Annotated in this window: 3 protein-coding genes and 1 pseudogene; all 4 read left to right on the forward strand. The window is 60.9% G+C overall.

Going from position 1 to position 3,578, the window contains the following annotated elements:
- Positions 1–174 (forward strand): annotated as a pseudogene (locus DBR24_RS33365) (rhodanese-like domain-containing protein); the annotation flags it as partial.
- A gap of 373 nt (positions 175–547) precedes the next feature.
- Entirely contained in the window at positions 548–1,327 is a 780-nt protein-coding gene (locus DBR24_RS22930; protein WP_123467594.1) for an ABC transporter substrate-binding protein, read from the forward strand.
- Positions 1,328–1,525: 198 nt separating this feature from the next.
- Entirely contained in the window at positions 1,526–2,638 is a 1,113-nt protein-coding gene (locus DBR24_RS22935) for a succinylglutamate desuccinylase/aspartoacylase family protein (protein ID WP_128615886.1), read from the forward strand.
- A gap of 169 nt (positions 2,639–2,807) precedes the next feature.
- A complete protein-coding gene (locus tag DBR24_RS22945) occupies positions 2,808–3,524 on the forward strand; it encodes an alpha/beta hydrolase (protein WP_128615888.1) in 717 nt (238 codons plus the stop codon).
- Positions 3,525–3,578: the final 54 nt, after the last annotated feature.

Consider the following 3,578-nt stretch of genomic DNA (forward strand, 5'->3'; position numbering starts at 1 on the left):
GTGGTGTATTGCGCCGGCCCGCACTGCAACGGCGCCAACAAGGCAGCGGTGAAACTGGCGGCGCTGGGTTACCCGGTCAAGGAAATGCTTGGCGGTGTCACCGGCTGGCTGGACGAAGGGTTCGAACTGAGCCTGCCGCACGCCGCCGGGAGTCCCGTCAACTGCGCCTGCTGAAAGCACATGCAACTGTTGCCGAAGACGGCGATCTGTTGAACGGGCCAAGCGTTCCCACGCTCTGCGTGGGTATGCAGCCGAAAGTGTTCTGCCGCCCGAACCAGCGTTAAAAGATCGTAGCCTTCGGCGTCTCCTCCAGTTGATTTGTGGGCCGATCGAGGGCTTGTCCTACAGCCTTTGCACCACGACGGCGCAGCGGTTGACCCCGGTCAATCGCCTTGCCGAATTCCTGTAAGTATTTGTCGCTTAAAAACAATTTGCCCTGTGCGCGGCGCCATAGACTGCCGGCCACTTCGGTTTTTGCCGCCCATTGGCCATGACCGAACGCTGAATCGAAGCTGCCAATAAAAGCCTCCGCACACAGGAGTTATAAATGAAGAAGCTAGTGATGTTCGGTGCCCTGGCACTGTCGATGTTGTCCCTGACCGCCGTGGCCGAAGACGCCAAGCCGATCCGCATCGGTATCGAAGCCGGTTACCCGCCATTCTCGATGAAAACCCCTGACGGCAAACTCACCGGTTTCGACGTGGACATCGGTGATGCGCTGTGTGAGCAGATGAAAGTCAAGTGCACCTGGGTCGAGCAAGAGTTCGATGGCCTGATCCCGGCGCTGAAAGTGAAGAAAATCGACGCGATCCTGTCCTCGATGACCATCACCGACGACCGCAAGAAAAACGTTGATTTCACCATCAAGTACTACCACACCCCGGCGCGCTTCGTGATGAAGGAAGGTTCCGGCGTCAAGGACCCGCTGACCGAGCTCAAGGGCAAGAAAGTCGGCGTGCTGCGTGCCAGTACCCACGACCGTTACGCCACCGAAGTGCTGGTTCCGGCCGGCATCGAGCTGGTGCGTTACGGCTCGCAACAGGAAGCCAACCTCGACATGGTCTCCGGCCGTATCGACGCGATGCTGGCCGACTCGGTCAACCTGAGTGACGGCTTCCTGAAAACCGACGCCGGCAAAGGCTTCGAATTCGTCGGCCCGACCTACGAAGACGCCAAGTACTTCGGCGGTGGCGCCGGCATTGCCGTGCGCAAGGGCGATACCGCCCTGGCCGAGCAGTTCAACAAGGCCATCACCGAAATCCGCGCCAATGGCAAGTACAAGCAAGTGCAGGACAAGTACTTTGACTTTGACGTGTACGGCCATTAATACGCTGTAGAAAAAAGTGGCCCGCGCACTGCGCCGGCCACTTTTTTTACGCTCTAATGGTGGCGAGAACCTTGTAGGAGTGAGCCTGCTCGCGATAGCGGTTTAGCATTCAACATCACTGTTGTCTGATCTACCGCTATCGCGAGCAGGCTCACTCCTACAGGGGATCTGCGAGATCCGGTTTTCAGGAGATATCCCATGCAACGCATCGACCATGTTCTACCCTGGAGCCACCTGGGCAGCGAACGCTCCCTCAGCGTGTTCCGTTACGGCGCGGGCCCGCGCAAGGCCTACATCCAGGCCAGCCTGCACGCCGATGAACTGCCGGGTATGCGCACCGCCTGGGAACTCAAGCAGCGTCTGAACGCGCTCGAACAGCAAGGCCGTTTGCAGGGCGTGATCGAACTGGTGCCGGTGGCCAACCCGATCGGGCTGGACCAGCATCTGCAAGGTGCGCACATGGGCCGTTTCGAACTGGGCAGCGGCAAGAACTTCAACCGCGCCTTCGTCGAACTCAGCGCACCGGTGGCGGCGCAGATCGGCGAGCGTCTGGGCCGCGATGCCGAGGCCAACATCGCCTTGATCCGCCAGACCATGCTTCAGCTGTTCGAGGAGCTGCCGGCTCCGGCCTCGCCACTGGAAGCCCTGCATCGCTTGTTGCTGCGCCACGCCTGCGATGCCGACATCACCCTTGATCTGCATTGCGATTTCGATGCCGCGATCCACCTTTACGCGCTGCCGCAGCACTGGCCGCGATGGCAATCGCTGGCGGCACGGCTGAAGGCTGGCGTGGCGCTGTTGTGTGAAGATTCCGGCGGCAGTTCGTTCGATGAGTCCTGCTCGACGCCGTGGCTGCGCCTGGCGCGGGCATTTCCCCAGGCCGCGATTCCACTGGCCAACCTCGCCACCACCCTGGAGCTGGGCAGCATGGGCGACACCCGGGTCGATCAGGCCCAGGCCAATTGCGAAGCGATTCTCGGTTTTCTCGCCGAGCAGGGCTTTATCAGCGGCGAATGGCCGACCGCGCCGGACGCGTGCTGCGAGGGCCTGCCGTTCGAGGGCACTGAATATCTGTTCGCGCCACACCATGGTGTGGTGAGTTTTCTGCGCAATGCGGGCGAGTGGGTCGAGCAGGGCGATGCACTGTTTGAAGTGGTCGATCCGCTGCAGGATCGCGTGACCACCGTGTGCGCCGGTACCAGCGGCGTGTTGTTTGCCATCGACCGTGGGCGTTACACCCAACCGGGGATCTGGCAGGCGAAAGTCGCGGGTCGAGTGCCGTTCCGGACGGGCAAGCTGTCCAACGACTGACAGATCTGCGGCGAATACATTCGCGAGCAGGCGCGCTGCCACCTTGAAATGCGTTTCTCTGTGGGAGCGGGCTTGTTCGCGAAGGGGCCATCAGCAACATCGCCAAATCTGAATACTGACCGCAGGGTGTCAGGCTCCCCCCGAACCGACACGTTGTGAGGAAGGCTGTATGTTGAAAGTATTTGCCCTGTTGACCCTGCTGGCGTCTTCCGCCGTCCAGGCTCAAGTCACGCTGCAATCCGATCTGCCGCTCAAGTACCTCGAACAGGTTCACCCTGACGCCGAGTCGCGGCCGCTGGTGATTTTCCTGCACGGTTACGGCAGTAACGAAGCTGACCTGATCGGCATGAAGTTCCAGTTGCCGGCGCAATACAACTACCTGTCGGTGCAGGCGCCGATGGCGCTGGGTGAAGGTCGCTACCAGTGGTTTCGCAAGAAGGGCGAAGGGGCCTACAACGGCGAGACCGATGATCTGAAGGTCAGCGGCCGGAAACTGCGCGACTTTATCGCCCAGGCCGCGAAGAAATATCACGCCAGCCCGGACAAGGTGTACCTGATCGGCTTCAGCCAGGGCGCGATGATGACTTACGAAGTGGGGTTGCGGTCGCCGCTGGCGGTCGGCGGTATTGCGGCGTTGAGCGGTCGTTTATTGCCGGTGTTGAAGGGCGAACTGAAGGCCGGGCAACCCCCTCTGGCCCTGAACATCTTCATTGGCCACGGCACCGCCGATGATCGTGTGTCGTATCGCGATGGCACCGAGGCCAATGCGCTGCTGCAGAAGCTTGACTACAAACCGCAATTTCACGCCTATCCCGGCGTCGGCCACAGCATCAGTGCGGCCGAACTGCGGGACCTGAATGGCTGGTTGCAGCAGCTCAATCCTTGAGGAGGGTGGTGACCAGGGCGTCGTGACCTTTCTTGTCACTGGCACTGGTGCAGG

Source organism: Pseudomonas sp. HMWF006 (assembly GCF_003061205.1).
In the GTDB taxonomy this organism is placed as follows: Bacteria; Pseudomonadota; Gammaproteobacteria; order Pseudomonadales; family Pseudomonadaceae; genus Aquipseudomonas; species Aquipseudomonas monsensis.

What these genes read in the sequence shown, in the direction of transcription:
- DBR24_RS22930 (WP_123467594.1), top strand. Translation starts at nt 548, where the DNA reads ATGAAGAAGCTAGTGATGTTCGGTGCCCTGGCACTGTCGATGTTGTCC.
- DBR24_RS22935 (WP_128615886.1), top strand. Translation starts at nt 1,526, where the DNA reads ATGCAACGCATCGACCATGTTCTACCCTGGAGCCACCTGGGCAGCGAA.
- DBR24_RS22945 (WP_128615888.1), top strand. Translation starts at nt 2,808, where the DNA reads ATGTTGAAAGTATTTGCCCTGTTGACCCTGCTGGCGTCTTCCGCCGTC.